The organism is Bacillota bacterium (genome assembly GCA_024655925.1).
GTDB lineage: Bacteria > Bacillota > DTU025 > DTU025 > JANLFS01 > JANLFS01.
In genome coordinates this window covers 1-2,704 of sequence record JANLFS010000193.1, presented here as the reverse complement: position 1 = coordinate 2,704, position 2,704 = coordinate 1, and the positions used below count along the sequence as shown (strand labels likewise).

Sequence of the window (2,704 nt, the reverse complement as noted above, 5' to 3'; positions counted from 1 at the left end):
GAGACCCACCGCGCCCACGGAGTCCGTACCTGGAGGGCGGTGAGGATGATTGTGGTCCGTCTCGCCCGCAACCCGGCTCGGGGCAGCGGTGAGCCTCAACCTGTGGCTCCTCGCCGTGCGGTGGGTTCTCGGAAGATGAGCAAGCGGCAGGGCCAATGCCTCGGAGCCGGCGGCGACCGCAGAGGCCAGCGATGGCCCCCGAGAAAGGTCCAGCTCCCGCGAACTCTGGACAGGAGCTTGCCCCTCGCAGCAGATGTGCATGCCCGGATCTGTGGGGTTGACCTGACACCGTTCGTGGCACCCCGGATCACCCGCCCTTCTTCCCTCTTCGGTGACATCTTCACCACGGCAAGTGGGAAACTTGACTGGGGGGGCAGTACGCTAGAATGTAGCGGCCGAGGGGAACGAAGCACACTTTGGCTGGGGTCAACCTGGCCAAGTAAGACTACCCGGCAGGAGGGGCCGGGAAGGAGGGCGGGATGAAGCGAGCGTCAAGAGCTTGGTGTGGGAGGCGAACAGTGCTCCTGTGTCTTGCCAAAGGGATCGTGATCTGCGGGACGATTATCTTGCCCTTGCACGGTTTCGCTCTAGCTTCGGATGGAATCTCGAGCCTATCCCCTTGGGACGTCCTAACATTTCACCTCCCGATCGGTGAACCGATGGCCGTAGCTGCTGGAGATTTCAACCGTGATGGACACGATGACCTTTTCCTCGTCACCGAGATCGAGCGCCCAAGTCTGGTTTTCGGAGTTCTAGGGCCTGAGTTCTTACCGAGTGTTGAACACCAGATACGGTTCTACATCCTATCGGGGCGATGGGAAGCATCGGAAGAGCCGCGACTGGTCGACACACTGGGAGTCCCCGGGCAAGTACTGCTGGGGGTGCAGAAACCAATTGTGGCCGACTTCGACAAAGATGGCTATCTAGACGTCGTGGTTCTCTTGACCACAAGTGCGATCCCAGAACCGCCAGCTCTTGTTGATTTCGAAAACCTTGACAACCACCTTCTGGTATTCTGGGGACAAGGAGACGGCACATTTGTCCGGACCCGAGTTCCGCTTGAGGTGGTCCCAATCCCCGGCGACGATTCTGCCTCCCTCATCTCTATTGGTGACTTCGATTCGGATGGCCAAGTCGACATTGCGTGTCTTGACCCCCGCAACCTTCGGCTGCAGGTCTTCTACAATAAGGGACGTCGTAGCTTCGCAGGGCCGTATTATGTATCGCTTGGACGGACCGATGATGCTTGCATCCCTGTCGCTATGAACCTCCGGGCCGCCTGGGTGGATGAGACGAAGCCGGGCGACGACATTGTAGTTAGCGGACCCTGCTACCATGCCGAGGATAGCTTCAGCCACTTCATCCGCGTGATCTCACCCTGCGGGACAGACTGCTGGAGTGTCTCTCCTCTTCTTCTGACGGATGTCCAGGTGCCGAGCTTCCTTGACGCCCTGTGGGATATTGCAGTCACGGACGTCAATGGCGACAAACACGCGGATGTCCTTCTTCTTGGGCTGGCTCATATTGCGGAAGCCGAAACGCAGGTGCCTGGCGTGGCATCTCCTGCTATGAGCATCTACCTGTTGTCTGGCAACGGTCGCGGGCAGTTTGCACCACCTCTGACTATCGGCTGGAGCGAGAAGGGGCGTTTCCTGTCAGTCGACGCACAGCTAGACGGGGAGTGGAGTACTGTTATTGTTGTTCTCACCGGGATCGGTGGTCGGGCTTGGGCCAGGGTGGTACGAACAACACACGACTTCTCACAGGCGTCGTCAGCGACACTTCATGGACGGGGGTACGTGGTCGATGGGGCGGTAGTCTACCGAGGTACCAGTCGTGAACTGGTACTGCTCGCTTCACTGGATCTCGAAAGCGAGGTCACGCTCGTCAACGTGGTGCGGGGGTGGTGACTGTGACACGGCGTGTTCTAGTCGCGTCGGTGGTCTGTGCGGTCTTGGTAAGCAGTGGAGCTCTGGGAGGGGAGTGCCCTAGTATCTGCCCAGGCGGGTGTTCTGTAAGAGCGGCCTTCTGGCTTGACGTAAAAGACCCGATCACCGGGATCACGAGAATGCGCTGCCTCCAGGCTCGGTGTGATCTAACACCGTGGTGCTATGAGGTTTTCGCAACTCTTAACATCCTTGGCCTTGTGTCGAGCCAACGGGTCTTTGGAGGATTAGTGTCCGAGACAACGCAGGACTTCCTGACTGGGATGGGAGTCAAGGCAGAGGTGTGGGGCGGAGTGGCAACTGTCTGCGTTCCGTTCGGCTACGAGGTGCCCATAGTGATCCCTGGTCCCGATGGAAAGGCCGCCGTCTTCCGGGTCCCAGTTGGGAGGTTAGATGGCGTTGCGTGCATGGGGAGGTGTTTCTGTAGTGGCGTGTGGCTGCCGCCTCGCGTGGAGGTGCTCCCCATGCCCACAGAGTCGCCTCGGAGATGGGAGATCCTCGTAAGGGCCGTTGATCCGGACGATGATGTCGTTTGCGTCGGGCATGATCTCCTCAGCCCGATCCCGCCCATTCCTGAGATCACGCATACACCTCCACACGCGATTACCAGCATGCCCTATCTCGTCGGCGAGTGTTCGTATTCGTTTCGATTCGCTCTGCCTTGTTCTACCGAACCACTGTACGCAGCTGTCGCGGCTTGGGCCAAAGACGCGAACAGGCGTTGGTCAGCATCCTCTGGTTTTCCTTCCAGGCGCCGA

General features: G+C 59.2%; 2 protein-coding genes. Both read left to right on the top strand.

Going from position 1 to position 2,704, the window contains the following annotated elements:
- The first annotated feature begins 518 nt into the window (after positions 1-518).
- Complete coding sequence (locus NUW23_15895) at positions 519-1,910, top strand: VCBS repeat-containing protein (protein ID MCR4427637.1); 1,392 nt, start codon at positions 519-521, stop codon at positions 1,908-1,910.
- A 2-nt stretch (positions 1,911-1,912) separates the two neighbouring features.
- On the top strand, positions 1,913-2,704 hold a 792-nt coding region (locus NUW23_15890), incomplete at its 3' end, for a hypothetical protein (GenBank protein ID MCR4427636.1).